At 59.9% G+C, this 14,901-nt stretch carries 13 protein-coding genes and 1 pseudogene; 6 read left to right on the top strand and 8 right to left on the bottom strand.

All coding sequences use genetic code 11. The features are described 5' to 3' along the window. Window positions 1-112 precede the first annotated feature (112 nt). Window positions 113-1,030, top strand: coding sequence for an alpha/beta fold hydrolase (locus PSH65_RS15305; RefSeq protein WP_305426830.1), 918 nt, complete (start codon window positions 113-115; stop codon window positions 1,028-1,030). On the opposite strand, the gene PSH65_RS15310 is transcribed toward PSH65_RS15305, so the two are convergent. Genes PSH65_RS15310 through PSH65_RS15325 form a run of 4 tightly spaced genes read right to left on the bottom strand, consistent with a single transcriptional unit; the run spans window position 1,007 to window position 5,626 of the window. Further along, on the bottom strand, window positions 1,007-1,471 hold the full coding sequence (locus tag PSH65_RS15310; RefSeq protein WP_305426831.1) for a response regulator: 465 nt from the start codon (window positions 1,469-1,471) through the stop codon (window positions 1,007-1,009). The two genes, PSH65_RS15305 and PSH65_RS15310, sit on opposite strands and share 24 nt — an antisense overlap. Further along, complete coding sequence (locus PSH65_RS15315) at window positions 1,468-3,795, bottom strand: ATP-binding protein (RefSeq protein ID WP_305426832.1); 2,328 nt, start codon at window positions 3,793-3,795, stop codon at window positions 1,468-1,470. Before PSH65_RS15315 ends, PSH65_RS15310 begins: the two co-directional genes overlap by 4 nt. Next, entirely contained in the window at window positions 3,792-4,445 is a 654-nt protein-coding gene (locus PSH65_RS15320) for a response regulator transcription factor (RefSeq protein ID WP_305426833.1), read from the bottom strand. Before PSH65_RS15320 ends, PSH65_RS15315 begins: the two co-directional genes overlap by 4 nt. Beyond that, window positions 4,442-5,626 carry a sensor histidine kinase gene (locus PSH65_RS15325; RefSeq protein WP_305426834.1) on the bottom strand — a complete coding sequence of 395 codons (1,185 nt, stop codon included), beginning with the start codon at window positions 5,624-5,626 and terminating at the stop codon, window positions 4,442-4,444. Before PSH65_RS15325 ends, PSH65_RS15320 begins: the two co-directional genes overlap by 4 nt. 170 nt (window positions 5,627-5,796) lie before the next feature. Here PSH65_RS15325 and PSH65_RS15330 point away from each other — a divergent pair, with 170 nt between their 5' ends. Then, on the top strand, window positions 5,797-6,315 hold the full coding sequence (locus PSH65_RS15330; RefSeq protein WP_305426835.1) for an SgcJ/EcaC family oxidoreductase: 519 nt from the start codon (window positions 5,797-5,799) through the stop codon (window positions 6,313-6,315). Window positions 6,316-6,493: 178 nt separating this feature from the next. Here the strand turns inward: PSH65_RS15330 and PSH65_RS15335 are convergent, their stop codons facing one another. The 4 genes from PSH65_RS15335 to PSH65_RS15350 all read right to left on the bottom strand — a co-directional run bounded on the left by PSH65_RS15335 (window position 6,494) and on the right by PSH65_RS15350 (window position 9,804). Then, entirely contained in the window at window positions 6,494-7,420 is a 927-nt protein-coding gene (locus PSH65_RS15335) for a bifunctional 5,10-methylenetetrahydrofolate dehydrogenase/5,10-methenyltetrahydrofolate cyclohydrolase (protein ID WP_305426836.1), read from the bottom strand. A gap of 143 nt (window positions 7,421-7,563) precedes the next feature. Beyond that, window positions 7,564-8,535, bottom strand: a complete 972-nt coding sequence (locus PSH65_RS15340; protein WP_305426837.1) for a TerC family protein — start codon at window positions 8,533-8,535, stop codon at window positions 7,564-7,566. A gap of 175 nt (window positions 8,536-8,710) precedes the next feature. Further along, window positions 8,711-9,199 carry a copper chaperone PCu(A)C gene (locus PSH65_RS15345; protein ID WP_305426838.1) on the bottom strand — a complete coding sequence of 163 codons (489 nt, stop codon included), beginning with the start codon at window positions 9,197-9,199 and terminating at the stop codon, window positions 8,711-8,713. After that, a complete protein-coding gene (locus PSH65_RS15350) occupies window positions 9,199-9,804 on the bottom strand; it encodes an SCO family protein (protein WP_305426839.1) in 606 nt (201 codons plus the stop codon). Before PSH65_RS15350 ends, PSH65_RS15345 begins: the two co-directional genes overlap by 1 nt. Before the next feature lie 834 nt (window positions 9,805-10,638). Here PSH65_RS15350 and nirB point away from each other — a divergent pair. The 4 genes and pseudogenes from nirB to PSH65_RS31835 form a co-directional block, all read left to right on the top strand. Further along, the gene (gene nirB / locus PSH65_RS15355; protein WP_305426840.1) at window positions 10,639-13,200 is read left to right on the top strand and encodes a nitrite reductase large subunit NirB; all 2,562 of its coding nucleotides are present in this window, start codon (window positions 10,639-10,641) and stop codon (window positions 13,198-13,200) included. Further along, a complete protein-coding gene (nirD, locus tag PSH65_RS15360) occupies window positions 13,200-13,586 on the top strand; it encodes a nitrite reductase small subunit NirD (protein WP_305426841.1) in 387 nt (128 codons plus the stop codon). Before nirB ends, nirD begins: the two co-directional genes overlap by 1 nt. Window positions 13,587-13,617: 31 nt before the next feature. After that, window positions 13,618-14,058, top strand: a complete 441-nt coding sequence (locus PSH65_RS15365) for a CBS domain-containing protein (protein WP_305426842.1) — start codon at window positions 13,618-13,620, stop codon at window positions 14,056-14,058. A 120-nt stretch (window positions 14,059-14,178) separates the two neighbouring features. Further along, a pseudogene (locus PSH65_RS31835) lies at window positions 14,179-14,700 on the top strand (MCP four helix bundle domain-containing protein); the annotation flags it as partial. Window positions 14,701-14,901 lie beyond the last annotated feature (201 nt).

Genomic DNA, 14,901 nt, shown 5'->3' on the forward strand with positions numbered 1-14,901 from the left:
CTCAGCGCCCTTGTACCGTTGTCGCTGGTTCTTGCTGTCAGGCTTGCCCGGAGGAAGCCGGATAGTCATTCACGCTGTGTGTTGATCCAATTTGTTCAAGGAAGAGAATGACATGATGCTGAAAACTGCGATCGTCGAGATTGGTAAGAAGTACAAGGTTTATACCGAGCATTATCTCAACGCCACCGCCGACAAGACCATTATTCTGGTCAATGGCTCGCTGGCAACGACCGCATCTTTTGCCCAAACGGTGCGCTACCTGCGGCCACGCTTCAACGTAGTCCTCTACGATCAGCCCTACGCCGGTCAATCGAAACAACACAACCAGCATGACCAACCGATCCGCAAGGAAGACGAGGCTGCAATCCTGTTGGAGTTGATCGAGCACTTTCGCGCACAGCATGTGATGTCCTTTTCCTGGGGCGGGGCGGCGACCTTGCTGGCGCTGGCGCAGCAGCCGCCACGAATCGAAAAGGCAGTGATCAGTTCATTCGCCGCGCGAATCAACACGCCGATGCGCGATTATCTGGAGAGCGGTCGACATTTCCTCCAGGCATGCGACCGGCGCAATGTCGGGCGCTTGATCAACAGCACTATTGGCAAACATCTTCCGTCGCTGTTCAAGCGTTTCAATGAGCGCCATGTCAGCAGCCTGGACGAACACGAATATCGGCAGATGCATTTTCACGTCAATGAGGTGCTGACCCAGGACACTCACTGCTACGTTTCCTGTGCCGATGCCATCGAAGTCCCGCTGCTGTTTATCAACGGCGAACGGGATGAGTACACCTCGGTGGAAGACGCCCGTCTTTTTGCCACTCACTCCCGTCACGCTCAGTTTCAGACCATCAAGAACGCCGGGCACTTCCTCGACATGGAACACCCGACGGCCTGGGCTGACACCCAGCAGGCCTTGCTGGGCTTTTTGCAGCCGGTCGCCAAAATACCGAGCCAGCCCCGTGATCTGACATTCAGTGGCAAAGCGTCCGTGATTCCGCCCCTTCAGTCAGCTAACTGGGTGCGGCTTTAACTGACGTAGCAACTCGATCTGATCTGCCGAGACCAGGGTGCGCAGGGCTTTATACAGCGCGCGGGTTTCAAGAAGGTTCCAGACCCGCAGCATGGTTTCCAGAGCATCCAATGGCTTGCTGATGAAGTCTTTGGCGCCCAAGGCCAGCGCGCGCAGTCGAGTATCGCGGGTGGCGTCGGCGGTGAGCACGAGAATCGGCAGGTATTCGCCAGCCGGGATGCGCCGGTTGAGTTGTTCCAGTACGGCAAAGCCGTCGAACTCCGGCATGTGCAGGTCGAGAATCACCAGGTCAGGCTCGAAGCTGTTGAACAGGTCCAGCGTTCGCAGCGGCTGGGTGCTGCTCAGTACGTTGGACAGCCCTTCGCGGACAAGCAACTGCTCCATCAAATCGAGGTTGGGCCGCTGGTCGTCGATGATCAGAATGCGCAGGTCGGTGTTCACACGGGCTCCGGTAAATGCTGGTCAAGATGGGCAAGGAATGAAGGGATGTGAATCGGCTTGGTCAGCACCGCTGTCGCACCCGCTTCCAGCAATGCCAGATGAGTGAGGTCGCTGGCATCGGCGGTGATCATCAGCACTGGAATGGCACGGGTGATGGAAGACTGGCGCAAGCGTTGCAGCACATTGAAACCATCCAGATCCGGCAGGGCCACGTCCAGCAGAATCAGCTGCGGCGCATGTTGACGGGCCAAATCCAGACCCATTTGCCCCTGCATGCTTGAGAGCAATTGGATGTGCGGTCGTCGTTGCAACAGGGTTTCGATCAGGGCCAGGCTCGAGAGATTGTCTTCGATGCACAGCACTTTGCCCTGATAATCGGGGGCGGTGAGGGCGGCCGTGATCGTTGGGTGGCTGATTCGTACAGCAGGTGGCTCGGTGACTGGCTGCAGGCGCACGAAGGGCAGTTCCAGGGTGAAACTGGAGCCTGCGCCGGGCTGGCTTTTGACGGTCAGGCTGCCGTTCATCATTTCCAGCAGACTCTTGCTCAAGGCCAGGCCCAGGCCGGTGCCTTCCACGTTCGGATCGGTCTCCAGGCGCTCGAACGGCTTGAACAGTTGCTCCAGTCGATCGGCCGCAATGCCCTTGCCGGTATCGCAGACCGATACGGCAATTCGCTGTTGAATAATCCTGACTTCGATGTGCACCTGGCCCTGGGGCCGGTTGTATTTGATCGCGTTGGATAACAAGTTCAGCAGCACCTGAACCAGGCGTTGCCGATCGGCGACGATCCCGCTGTCGGCGGCCAGCATCGGCAGTTCAACCAACTGAATGCCGGCGTCGCAGGCCATGGGGGAAACCAGCGTCAGAGCTTCTTGCAGCACCACCGCCAAGGGCACGGCTTCAACATTCAGCGGCAGGCGCCCGGCTTCGATCTTGGCAATGTCCAGCACTTCGTTGATCAGGGTCAGCAGGTGTTGTCCGGCCCGCAGGATGTGACCGATCTGCGCCCGCTGCCCTTTGGACGAGTCCATGTCCAGCAGTTGTGCGAAGCCAAGAATGGAGTTGAGCGGCGTACGCAGTTCGTGGCTCATGCGCGACAGGAATTCGCTTTTGGCGCGGCTGGCGCGTTCGGCTTCTTCGCGGGCGGTGCTCAGTGCTATCTCGGCCACCCGGCGATCGCTGATGTCGCGGGTGATCTTGGAAAATCCGCGCAGGGCGCCACTGCTGTCGTATTGCGCGGTAATTACTACGCTGGCCCAGAAGCGGCTGCCATCCTTGCGACAACGCCACGCCTCTTCCATGTAATGACCGTCGCGAGTGGCCTCGCGCAGCGCCATGTCGGGATGCTGCGGGCATTCTTGCGACAGATAAAACACCGAGAAATGCTGGCCGACGATCTCCTGTTCCGTGTAGCCCTTGATCCGTTCGGCGCCCGCATTCCAACTCGTGACGAAGCCCTGTGTGTCGAGGGCGAAAATACCGTAGTCCTTCACTCCGTCGATGATCAGGCGCAGGCGCTCTTCGTTATCGCGTAACGCCCGTTCACGTTCGGCCAATAACAGCCCGGCCTCGACCAGGCGAGTGCCCAACTGACCAATCTCATCGTTCTCTGGCGGTTGCGGTAACAACGGCTGACCGAGTGCCAGCCGTTGTGCGTTGCCCTGGACCTGTTTGACTCGGGCGACGATGCCTTTGGACAGAAACAACACCGCCACGATGGCGCCAAACAGCCCGCAGGCCGCGGCCAGCAAGGTAGAGAACAACAAACGCTGGCGAGTCGAGGCGGCCGCTGCGGTGCGCTCGGCCAGCAGCGTGTCTTCAAGGGTGCGCATGGCGCTGATGCGTTCACGCAATTCGTCGAGGATGTGCTTGTTATTGATCAGGATCGTGGTGATCGACTCGGGTGTGGCGCTGCGATCGTCGAGCAGTTCAACCAGGCCCTCGACCTTGGTATCGATCAGTGGCGTGATAACCGCCAGATGTTTGCGAACTCGCTCATCACGAACGTTGCTGTCGAGCCGGCGCAGGGCTGATTCGATCAAGGGCTTGGCTTGCCGATAACCCGGCAGGAAATCCTCGCGGCGCGTCAGCAGATAACCGCGCACACTGGCGGCAGCCTCGGCGAGCAGGGTGTGTACGGCCTGAATATCGCCTTGCACCAGCAGCACACGGCGTACGTCCTCTTCGGCGCGTGCGGTCTGGCGCTCGGTGATGTAGATCAGCACCAGCGAGAGCAACAGGATCACTAACGGCAGGGAAATCACCACCAGGGCTTTGCCACGTAACGGCAGATCGGCCCAGCGTCGGGCGCTTGATACTTTCATGACTGGGTCACCAGACCCAGGGCAATGCCACGGACGGCGGCCTGGGTTCGGTCGGCGGCGCCAAGTTTGCCGATGACCCGTTCCACGTGGGCTTTGGCCGTGCCTTTGGTGATGCCGAGGTTTTCGCCGATTTCACGGTTGCTGCAACCGCTGGCCACCAGCCCGAGGACCTGGCGTTCGCGGGCGGTCAAGGTTTCGGCTGGCGCGGCGCCACTGGCGTTGCGCTCGGTCATGCGTCGCAGCAGGCGGGCGCTGACCGCGCTATTGAGGGCTTCCTCACCCGCAGCGACGCGTTGCAGGGCGTTAATCACCTCATCACGGCTGGCGTCTTTGAGCAGGTAGCCCACGGCGCCGGCATTCATCGCCGCTTCCAGGTGATCCGGGCTGTCGTCCATGGTGAAGATCACCACTTTCAAGGCCGGCAGGCGCTGCTGAAGAATTCGAGCCGCGCCCAACCCGTTGAGCACCGGCATGCGAATGTCGAGGATGACGATATCGGGCAGCAGGCGCTCGCACGCGTCCACCGCTTCCTGGCCATCGCGGGCCTGGCCGACCACTTCGAATTGCGGATGGCCCGCCAGCAGCGCGACGAAGCCGGTTCGGGTGACTTCATGATCGTCCGCCAGAACCAGACGTAGAACTTCAGTCATTGAGCTGTTCCATTGAGGTCGGAGGGGACTGTGGCGCGCAGTTGTGTTCCGCCGTGCGCATGGCTGACGCAAGTGAAATCACCGCCCAGCAGGCTCGCGCGTTCCTGCATCGCGGCGAGCCCGAGGTGGCGGGCGCCGCAGGTGTCGAGTCGTTGCTCCATGGCAAAACCTTTGCCGTTATCGTCCACCTGTAGCGAGGCTTGCCCTTCGTGCAGTTCCAGCGTCAGGACGACGTGGCTGGCCTGCGCATGTTTGAGAACGTTGTTGATGCCTTCCTGGGCAATTCGGAACAGGGCTATTTCAACCTGACTGGGTAAGCGCGCTTCGCAACGCGTGCTCCAGTTCACTTTGATCCCGGCGTCGCGCAGGCGATCTGCTTCTTTGTCGACCGCCTTCAGCAAGCCAAAGTCGTCGAGTACCGTCGGGCGCAGGCCGCTGATCAGTTGCCGGCCTTCACCGACGCAGTGTTGGGCCAGTGCAAGAATCGTTTGTAAGTCCGCGCCGAGTTCCTCGGGCAGTGGCGGGCAGCGACCGGCAAAACCTTGCAGGCGCTGATGCAGCCCGGCGAGGGTTTGTGCCAAGCCGTCGTGCAGGTCGTAAGCCATGCGTTTGCGTTCGTCTTCCTGTGCCCTGAACAGTCGATGCACCAGATCGGACATAGTGCGTTCACGCGCGACCAGGGCATCCAGTAACCGCTGGTTTTCCAGGTGTGCGGCCAGCAATGTGGCGAGCAATTGCAGGGATTCGATGTCCTCGGTGTCCGGTGCACTGATGCTGACGCTGTTGGCCAGCACCAACGCACCGAAGGCCGCGCCATCGCCACCGCGCAAAGGCACCCGCAGCACATTAGGCAGGATCGCGCTCGGCTGCTCCTGCCATTGCGGAGTGCGCATCGCGGTATCGGCGAGGTGTTCGAGGCTGCGTAACCGATCACGGTTGCCGTGACTGGCGGTGGTCCTGACCTGCACATCCACGTCCCATTCCAGCAGTAGCGCGTGATCCATCGCGAGGAAGGCGCAAGCCCGTTGCAGCACGCGTTGGCGCATGGCTTCGGGGGCCAATTGCGTCAGTTCCTGGCCGGTATCCACCAGCAGTCGCAGCCGCGCCGCGCGACTTTGCGATTGTCGATACTGGGTGCGAATGGCCAGGGCGCTACGGGGGTCATGATCAGGGGGTTGCATGGGCGGGTTCCGGCGCAGGCACGCCCGTTCGGGCAGGGGCGTCATTAAACCTTGTTAACGGGGCAGGGCGCTATCTGCCGAATGGCATAGGCAAATGGCTCCGGTTGGCCGATGGCGGGCGGCGTTTCGAGCGGCACAGTGTGCTCATCGACCACCATTGGAATAGCGCAATGAAATTCAAGACCTCAACCATCGCCCTGTTGTTCGCCCTGACCGCCCCGTTGGCCCAAGCGTTAGAAGCAGTGCCTTACGTTTACAGCAGCGTGGCCGAACAGCCAGCTAACGTGAAGGATCGTGAAATTGCCGCATTGTTTGATCAATGGAATAGCGCGTTGAAGAGCGGCAATGTTCAGAGCGTGGTCGACCTGTACGCGCCGAACGCCGTGCTGCAGCCGACGGTTTCCAATAAGGTGCGCACCACCCCGGCGCAGATCAAGGACTACTTCGATCACTTCATGGCGCTCAAGCCGGTGGGGCAGATCAACTACCGTGAGATCCGCCCATTGGGCGCCAACGTGGCCATGGACAGCGGCGTCTACACCTTTTTCCTGACCGAAGCCGATGGCAAGACCCGTCAGGTGCAGGCGCGTTACACCTTTGTCTATGAACAAGTGGGCGGTCAGTGGAAGATTCTCAACCACCACTCTTCGGCGATGCCGCAAGCGCAGGTGCTGCACGCCGGGAAATAAACAGGTTTCGACGCCCGACTGACACAGCCCAATATCAGTCAGTTGAGCACAATCCCTGTGGGAGCGGGCTTGCCCGCGATAGCGGTGTATCAGTCAACATTGATATCGACTGACTCGCCCTCATCGCGGGCGAGCCCGCTCCCACAGGTTCCGTGCCTTAACTGACCGTGCGTTGTGCTCAGTTCAACGCCAAGTCGTCCACAGACTGCTGCCCGCGGGCCAGCGCCGTGCGTTGCAACTGGCTGGCGATCAGGGTGTTTTTCAGCAGATAGGCAATGGTCATCGGCCCGACGCCGCCGGGCACCGGGGTGATCGCACGGGCGACGGTGCGGGCGCTGGCGTAATTGACGTCGCCCACCAGACGGTTGCCAGACTCGCTGGCGATGCGGTTGATACCGACATCGATCACCACCGCGCCGGGCTTCAGCCAACTGGCGTCGATCAACTCTGGCCGGCCCACCGCCGCGACCACGATATCCGCCAACCGGCACAACGCCGGGGCATCGACGCTGCGCGAGTGCACCACGCTGACCGAACAGTTGGCCTGTAACAGCAAGGTCGCCATCGGTTTGCCGACAATGTTCGAACGGCCGATGACCACCGCGTGCAAGCCGCTCAAGTCATCACCGCAGGTCTCGCGCAGCAGGCGCATGCAGCCGCTGGGCGTGCACGGGGTCAGAACCTCGAAGCCTTGCACCAGCCCGCCGACGTTTTCCCGATGAAAACCGTCAACGTCCTTGATCGGGTCGATGGCATGAATCACCGCCTGCTCATTGATAGAGGCCGGCAGGGGTAGTTGCACAAGGATGCCGTTCACCGCGGGATCGGCATTGAGTTGTGCAATCAGTTCCAGTACCTGAGCCTGGCTGGCGGTTTCCGGCAGACGGTATTCAAGGGAGCGGATGCCGACTTCCTTGGCGCGCAGCAGTTTATTGCGCACATAAACGTGGCTGGCCGGGTCGTCGCCGACCAACAGGACCGCCAGGGCGGGGTAAATCTGTTGGCCGGCGAGTGCCAGAACTTCTTCCCGGACCTCGTCGAGGACCTTGGCAGAGATGGCTTTGCCGTCGATATCGCGGGCAAATGCAGGGGTGCTGCTGGTCAAAAGAGTCACCGTTGTCTTGATTGAATGGGGGTGAAGTGATCATCGCGACGTCTTTGCGCGCCGATGGTCCATCAGAGACATGCAGGCAAGGGGGCTCAGATTATCAGGTGAGGGCAAGTACGACAAAAGATCGCATTCGACAGCTACAGGGATCGCATCTGATCCTCCTTGCGGGTCAAGATCAGGCTCAACAGCACCGAAGTCAGAATGATTCCGCCAACAACGGCCAGCGACCATTCAATCGGCATGTGAAGCCACGGCATCAGCGTCATCTTCGCGCCAATGAACACCAGCACGATCGCCAAACCGTATTTGAGCAAGTGGAAGCGGTCAGCCATGTCGGCCAGCAGGAAGTACAGGGCACGCAGGCCCATGATCGCGAAGATGTTCGACGTGAACACAATGAACGGATCGGTGGTGATGGCGAAGATCGCCGGGATGCTGTCGACCGCAAATATCAGGTCGCTGGCCTCGATCAGCACCAGCACCATAAACATTGGCGTCGCCCAGCGCCGGCCGTTTTGCATCACAAAAAAACGCTCGCCATGAAGCCCGGCGGTGACGCGCAGATGGCCGTGTATCCAGCGCAATAAGGGGTTTTTATCGAGATCGGGCCGCTGATGGGCGAATACCAGCATCTTGATCCCGGTGATGATCAGGAACACGCCGAACACATACAGCAGCCATGCGAATTGCGACACCAGCCACACGCCGGCGAAAATCATCGCCCCACGCATCACGATTGCCCCGAGCACACCGTACAGCAACACTCGGCGCTGCAACTCTGGCGGTACGGCGAAGTAGCTGAAAATCATCACGAAGACGAACATGTTGTCGATCGACAGCGACTGCTCGATCAAATAGCCCGTGAGGAATTCGAGGGTTTTGCGTTGGGCGATCTCGGGCCCGAACTCACCATTCAAGTACCACCAGAGCAATCCCGCGAAGGTCAGCGTTAGCGCGCACCACGCAATCACCCAGCACGACGCCTCGCGCACCGATACCCGATGCGCCTTGCGCCCGCCGAAGACAAACAGATCCACGGCCAGCATGGCAAGAACGAAGACGATGAAGGCGAACCACATCCAGAGTTCACCGATGTTCAGGGGTTGCATGTCGTTCTCCCTGTCTGGACGTGTTCTGGAGCCGACAGAGTCATGCTAGCGGGGAGATTGCAGCGAAGAAAAATCGAATATTCTTTACCAATAATTCGTTATTTACGAAGTGTCGCTGATGGTTCTCCGAACACCACCGCAACACCGGCGATCAGACGGGCCGGGATTGAGCCTCTCAATGCATCTTGCTGTGATCCTGCATGCCGAGCGCCCGAGCTTCGGCGTCAACCTTGATCGTCTCTTTTTCGCCCTTGGCGTTTTCCACGGTCAGGGTCAGGGGCACTTTGTCGCCTTCCTTAACCTGGGCCGTCAAGTCCATCAGCATGATGTGATATCCATGGGGGTCGAAGCTTACCGGTTTGCCGGTCGGCAGCGCGACGGACTCGACCTGGCTCATGCTCATCACATCGTTTTTCATGCTGGATTGGTGAATTTGCACGGTGTTCGCGACCGGCGACTGCACGCTGAGCAGTTTGCTGTCGCTGTCGGCCTGCAGGGTCATGAAGGCGCCGGTTGAATGCTGGCCGGCCACCGTCGCACGAACCCAGGCGTCATTCACCTGGGTTTGAGCGGACACCTGCCAGGCCATGCCAATCAGGGAAAGGCCTAGAACCAGTTGTTTGATGCCCAGCTGTTTAATACGTGATGCGCAAATCGAAGTCATCAGCAGACCTCCATGACGGTGAGCAGGTCTTCTGCACACTCTTGAGCGGTAAGGGACGCGGACAGCCCCAGGCGCAAATTGCCTCGGGAGTCGAAAACGAAGCTGGTCGCGGTGTGGGAGAGGGTATAGGTCGAACCGCTCGGGATCTTTTCAAAGAACACACCGAACTCTTTGGCGGTGGCGGCGGTTTCTTCCAGCGTGCCGTGCAGCGCCTCGAAACTCGGATCGAAGGCCTTGACGTATTTGTCGAGCATTTCGGGTGTGTCGCGCTCGGGGTCCAGGGTGATGAAGATCACTTGCAGGCGTTCGCCATCGCGGCCCATCAGTTTTTTCGCCTGTGCCGCACGGGCCAGCGTCGTCGGGCAGACCGCCGGACATTGGGTGAAGCCGAAGAAGATCATCGGCATCAGGCCCCGATAGTTACCCAGCATCCGGTACTCGCCCTGGGCGTCCTTGAGTTTGAAGGTACGCCCCATGATCTTGTCGCTGAGGTCCTTGCCGTACTTGAACGACAGCTTGCTGCTGTCATCGCAGCCGGCGAGCAGGCCAAGGCTCAACAGGCTCATGCCATGCAGGACCGTGCGACGGGTATACAACGTACTCATGGAAAAAAGCATCCTGTGTAGCGACCGGGAATCTACAGTGGCTGATCAATCAGACGAAAAAAAGCGCACGGATGTTAACAAACTGTTGCCCTGTGGCGCTCAATCGATGGCCTGCCGGTATGCGCCAAAACGTCGCGGCCGTGGCAAATGCAATACGCCGTGCTGCTGAAGACGACGCTAGCCGAAACTTCGGTAAGTTAAGAAATTTGAGCGACGAAAATCCTGTGGGAGCGGGCTTGCTCGCGAAGACGGCAGCACAGTCACTATTGATGTCGCCTGACACGCCGCTTTCGCGAGCAAGTCGAATCGTCGCACCGCCGCTCCCACAGGGATTCGCGCCTAACTGACTGGCATTGCTCACGGGGCCTAAGCCCAAAGAGAACGTAGCCGTATGCACTTTTAAAGAGCCATGCCTGACAGCGTGCACCAGTGCGAAGCGGTTTCCTGAGCTATTCCTTCCTTCAGCTCCCACGTCCGCCCACCCGCTCGCGGGGGCCTGCATAGTTGACTCGCGCCTGATGAAACCCGCCTGGGCCGCAGTCTTTATCAAATCCCCCCATCGTTCAGTAGCCGGTTTTCCAGAACTGAGAAAGTCATACGCCGCGGACTGGCACAAAGGCTGCATTACCCCTTCAGCCTCATCTGAAAAAGAGGGGCAGCCCCGTCGATCAACGAAGATCGACCGGCCGAGCAGGTCGTGGGCAACATCGGTGGATCAGGCGAAGGCGCCAGGTCGAACACCGCGAAGAACAGGCAAAGACGCCTGGAACCGAGAGGTTTCAGGCGTTTTTTTTTGCTTTTTTAACCGTGATTGGCTTTGGCTGGGTGCTTACTATGAATTCCAATGTTGCCGCGTTGAACAAACTGCAAACACTGATCGTGATCGGCAATGGCATGGTCGGACATCATTGTGTCGAGCAGCTCATCGAGCGCGGCGCCCTCGACCATTACCGCCTGCATGTCTTCAGCGAAGAGCCGATGCGCGCCTACGACCGGGTGCATCTGTCGGAGTATTTCGGCGGTCGCGATGCCGAGTCGCTGGCCCTGGGCGAAGCCTCTCTCTATCAGACGCCAGGCGTAACCCTGCATCTGGGCGTGCCGGTGCTGGAAATCGACCGAGCTCGACGCCAGGTGATCACTGCACAAGGTTGCGTCGCTTACGACAAACTGGTTCTGGCCACCGGTTCTTATCCGTTTGTGCCGCCTATTGAAGGTGCAGAAGGCGACTCGCGCCTGGTCTATCGCACCCTTGAAGACCTCGACGCGATTCGTACCGCGGCAGCCAATGCCAAGCGTGGCGTAGTAGTCGGTGGTGGCCTGCTCGGTCTGGAAGCCGCCAACGCCCTGAAAAGCCTCGGCCTGGAAGCCCATGTGGTGGAATTCGCCCCGCGCCTGATGCCGGTGCAGCTGGACGAGCAGGGTGGCTTGGCGCTGAAGGCGCAAATCGAGCGACTTGGCGTTGGCGTGCACCTGTCCCGTGGCACGCAGTCGATCAGCGCCGGCGAGCAGTACCGCTACCGGATGAATTTTGCCAATGAAGAATTCCTCGAAGCCGACCTGATCGTGTTCTCCGCCGGCATCCGCCCGCAGGATGCGCTGGCCCGCCAATGCGCGCTGGACATCGGGCCGCGTGGCGGCGTGGTGATTGACGATCAGTGCCTGACCAGCGATCCGAACATCTACGCCATCGGCGAGTGCGCTGCCTGGAATGGCAGCCTCTTCGGTCTGGTCGCCCCCGGCTATCAAATGGCCCGTGGCGTCGCGACGCTGCTGTGCAATCAAGTGGCGGAGCCGTTTCAGGGCGCCGACATGTCGACCAAGCTCAAACTGCTTGGCGTCGATGTCGGCTCCATCGGCGATGCTCACGCCCAAACGCCGGGTGCGCGCAGTTATCAGTTCATCGATGAAGCCACGGCCAGCTACCGTCGTCTGGTGGTAGATGCCGACAGCAAGCGCGTGCTCGGCGCGGTGTTGGTTGGCGACAACAGCTATTACGACACCCTGCTGCAATACATGCAGAACGGCATTGCCTTGCCGTCGGAACCGGCCAGCCTGATTCTGCCATCGTCCACCGGCGCGCCAACCCTGGGCCCAGGCGCGTTGCCTGAGTCGGCAACGGTGTGTTCTTGCCATAACGTCACCAAGGGTTCGATCTGCTCGGCCATCGACGGCGGCTGCACCGACCTGGGCCTGCTTAAGTCGCAGACCAAGGCTTGCACCGGTTGCGGCGGTTGCGCGGGGCTGCTCAAGCAAGTGTTCGAGCATGAACTGATTGCTCGTGGCGTCAGTGTCGACAAGAGCTTGTGCGAACACTTCGCCTACACCCGTCAGGAGCTTTATGCACTGGTGCGAGTAGAAGGGGTGATCACTTTCGAAGAACTGCTGGCCAAACACGGTCGTGGGCACACCGGTTGCGATGTGTGCAAACCGGCGGTGGGCTCGATCCTCGCCTCGTGCTGGAATCAGCCGATCATGGACGCCTCGCTGGTGCCGTTACAGGACACCAACGACACCTTCATGGCCAACATGCAGAAAAACGGCACCTATTCGGTGGTGCCGCGCATCGCCGGGGGTGAGATCACGGCCGACAAGTTGATCGCGATCGGCGTGGTGGCGAAGAAATACGACCTCTACACCAAAATCACCGGCGGCCAGCGGATCGACCTGTTCGGCGCGCAGTTGCATCAGTTGCCGGACATCTGGTCCGAGCTGATTGAGGCCGGTTTCGAAACCGGCCACGCCTACGGCAAATCGACCCGCACGGTGAAGTCTTGCGTGGGCAGCACCTGGTGCCGTTACGGCGTGCAGGACAGCGTCAAAATGGCCCTGACCCTCGAGGATCGCTACAAGGGCCTGCGCTCGCCACACAAGCTCAAATTCGCGGTCTCCGGTTGCACCCGTGAATGTGCCGAGGCACAAAGCAAGGACGTTGGCGTGATCGCCACCGAGAACGGCTGGAACCTCTATGTGGCCGGTAACGGCGGCATGCGCCCACGCCACGCCGAGCTGTTCGCCACCGATCTGGACGATGAAACCCTGATCCGTTACATCGACCGGTTCCTGATGTTCTACATCCGCACCGCCGACAAATTGCAGCGCACCTCGGTCTGGCGCGAAAGCCTGGAGGGCGGCCTGGATTACCTCAAGGACGTGATCATCAACGACAGCCTGGGGCTTGGCGCAGAACTTGAATCGCAGATGCAACTGGTGGTCAACCGCTACGAATGCGAATGGGCCAACGCCCTCAAGGATCCGGAAAAACTCAAGCGCTTCCGCACCTTCGTCAACGATCAACGCCCGGACCCGGACATCCACTTTGTTCAGGAACGCGGTCAACGCCGGCCGATCATGGCCGCCGAACTCAACCTTATCCCTGTCACCGAGGAGAATGCCTGATGAGCCAGTCCACTACCCAGCGTGTCGAAGCCCCTGAAATCGCGGCCAATGCTCAGGCCTGGCAGGCGGTGTGCAGTCAGCAGGATCTGGTCAGCAACTCCGGCGTCGTCGTCTGGCTCGACGGTGCGCAGGTGGCGCTGTTCTACCTGCCGCAGGCCGAGGGTCGCACCCTCTACGCCATCGACAACCATGATCCGCAATCCGGCGCGAACGTCATCGGTCGCGGACTGATCGGCAGCCTCAAGGGCGATCTGGTGGTGGCGTCGCCGATCTACAAGCAGCATTTCCGTCTTGAGGACGGCAGTTGCCTGGAGTACCCGGAACAGCGCCTGCGGGTCTGGCCGGTGCGCCTGAACGCCGGCGTCGTGGAAGTCGCGGCGGCTTGATTGCTGCCCTGAACCGTATCGGAGAACGTTGATGAAGACAGCCGCACAGTTGCTCAAACTGAAAATCGTACAAAACCAGCAGGTGCACAGCATCGCACCGGACCAGATGGTTCTCGATGCCCTGAAAATGATGGCCGAGAAAAACGTCGGCGCGTTGCCCGTCATTGAAGACGGGCAGGTGGTCGGCGTGATCAGCGAGCGCGACTATGCGCGCAAGGTGGTGCTACAGGGCCGTTCTTCAGTCGGTACGCCAGTGCGCGAGATCATGAGCGCGCCGGTGGTGACCGTCGACAGTCAGCAGAGCATCGAGCGCTGCATGGCGGTCATGACCGACAGTCATTTGCGCCATCTGCCCGTACTGGAGAGCGGCGAACTGATCGGTCTGTTGTCGATTGGCGATCTGGTCAAGGAAGCCATCGTCGAGCAGGCGGATTTGATTCGCCAGCTTGAGCACTACATTCGCGGGCATTGAGCCCGCGTATACCGCAGGTCGCAAAAAACGGTTTGAGTGGAAAAAAGCTTAAGTAACCGGTTGGAACAGTCGATAACCCCAACAGTTGACCATGCAAATGCCGCCAAGGGGATTCATCGAGTGTCCATAAAATTACGTTTGATCTTGTTGATCGGCACCAGTTTGCTCACGGCCCTGATCGTGAGCCTGGTCAGTTATCTGGGGAATATCCGGATGGCTGAAGCGGTGAGTGACAACGAGGTCAGCATGACCGCGCTGCGCAACCACCTCGAAGCCGACATGATGCATGATGCGCTGCGCGCGGATGTGCTGTCGGCGATGCTGGTCGGGTTGGGCAAAAGCACCAGCAGCAAGGCCGAGGTCCGTAGCTCCATCGATGAACATGCGGCGCATTTCCGTGAAGTGCTCGGTGATAACCTCAAGCTGCCGGTCAACGACACCCTCAAGGCAGCACTGGACAAGATCAAGCCCAGCCTTGATACGTACATCAGTGCCGCCGAACGCATTGTCGGGCTGGCGCTGGAAAACCCGGATACCGCACAGCAGCAACTCGGCACGTTCAATACCGCGTTCAGCCAGCTGGAAGACCAGATGGGCGCTCTCAGCGAGCTGATCGAAACCAACACTCAACAGACCAGCGCAGGCACTCAACAAGCCATCAGCAGTGCCAACTTCACCCTCGGCACCGTCCTCATCGCCAGTTTGTTACTGCTGCTCGCCCAAGGACGCTGGGTCATCCTGAGCATCATGGGGCCGTTGCAGATCGCCAGTCGCATTGCCGAGAGCATCGCCCATGGCAACTTGAGCGAACCTATTGTCGAACCCACCCGCATGGACGAAGCC

The sequence above is a fragment of the Pseudomonas sp. FP603 genome (genome assembly GCF_030687415.1).
Classification (GTDB): Bacteria; Pseudomonadota; Gammaproteobacteria; order Pseudomonadales; family Pseudomonadaceae; genus Aquipseudomonas; species Aquipseudomonas wuhanensis.

Excerpts from the sequence above, each read along its gene's own strand:
- PSH65_RS15330 (WP_305426835.1), top strand. The coding sequence starts at position 5,797 with ATGAAATTCAAGACCTCAACCATCGCCCTGTTGTTCGCCCTGACCGCC.
- PSH65_RS15325 (WP_305426834.1), bottom strand. The coding sequence starts at position 5,626 with ATGCAACCCCCTGATCATGACCCCCGTAGCGCCCTGGCCATTCGCACC.
- PSH65_RS15365 (WP_305426842.1), top strand. The coding sequence starts at position 13,618 with ATGAAGACAGCCGCACAGTTGCTCAAACTGAAAATCGTACAAAACCAG.
- PSH65_RS15320 (WP_305426833.1), bottom strand. The coding sequence starts at position 4,445 with ATGACTGAAGTTCTACGTCTGGTTCTGGCGGACGATCATGAAGTCACC.
- PSH65_RS15350 (WP_305426839.1), bottom strand. The coding sequence starts at position 9,804 with ATGAGTACGTTGTATACCCGTCGCACGGTCCTGCATGGCATGAGCCTG.
- nirD (WP_305426841.1), top strand. The coding sequence starts at position 13,200 with ATGAGCCAGTCCACTACCCAGCGTGTCGAAGCCCCTGAAATCGCGGCC.
- nirB (WP_305426840.1), top strand. The coding sequence starts at position 10,639 with ATGAATTCCAATGTTGCCGCGTTGAACAAACTGCAAACACTGATCGTG.
- PSH65_RS15340 (WP_305426837.1), bottom strand. The coding sequence starts at position 8,535 with ATGCAACCCCTGAACATCGGTGAACTCTGGATGTGGTTCGCCTTCATC.
- PSH65_RS15305 (WP_305426830.1), top strand. The coding sequence starts at position 113 with ATGATGCTGAAAACTGCGATCGTCGAGATTGGTAAGAAGTACAAGGTT.
- PSH65_RS15345 (WP_305426838.1), bottom strand. The coding sequence starts at position 9,199 with ATGACTTCGATTTGCGCATCACGTATTAAACAGCTGGGCATCAAACAA.
- PSH65_RS15315 (WP_305426832.1), bottom strand. The coding sequence starts at position 3,795 with ATGAAAGTATCAAGCGCCCGACGCTGGGCCGATCTGCCGTTACGTGGC.